The organism is Rhizobacter sp. P3_B12 (genome assembly GCF_056402895.1).
Genome location: NZ_JBFUGN010001688.1, coordinates 1 through 641 on the forward strand (window position 1 = coordinate 1; position 641 = coordinate 641).

General features: G+C 66.4%; 1 protein-coding gene. It reads left to right on the forward strand.

The genetic code is table 11. The annotated features are described in order from the left end of the window. Positions 1-158: 158 nt before the first annotated feature. Positions 159-641 (forward strand): aminodeoxychorismate/anthranilate synthase component II (locus tag AC1D01_RS37690; protein WP_477875063.1); only part of this gene is annotated, 483 nt, incomplete at its 3' end.

Consider the following 641-nt stretch of genomic DNA (forward strand, 5'->3'; position numbering starts at 1 on the left):
TCAGCCTGACCACCTATTGCGCCCATCTGGGGCGCCTCAGACTCCCCCACCCAGCACGTCACGCAGGCCACGCCTGCCGCCGACAATGCGGGTCTCGAAGCGGGCAAGAAACCGGGACGAATCAAAACGTCCAATGGAATCAATAGGATAGAGCCGACATGCTGCTGATGATCGACAACTACGACTCCTTCACCTTCAACCTGGTGCAGTACTTCGCCGAGCTCGGCGAGGACGTGCGCGTGTTCCGCAACGACGAGATCACGCTCGACGGCATCCGCGAACTGAAACCCGCGCGGCTGGTGCTGTCGCCCGGCCCGTGCTCGCCGGCCGAGGYCGGCATCTGCGTCGACGCGATCCGCGAGTTCACCGGCCAGCTGCCGATCCTCGGCGTGTGCCTCGGGCACCAGGCGATCGGCGCGGCGCTCGGCGGCAGGATCATCCGCGCGAAGACGCAGATGCACGGCAAGACCGACGTCATCACCACCGACAGGCGCGGCGTCTACGCCGAGCTGCCGCAGCAGTTCACCGTGATCCGCTACCACTCGCTGGTGATCGAGCGCGACACGCTGCCCGCCGAGCTGGAGATCACGTCGACCTCGCAGGACGACGAGATCATGGGCGTGCGCCACACCGCGCTGGCC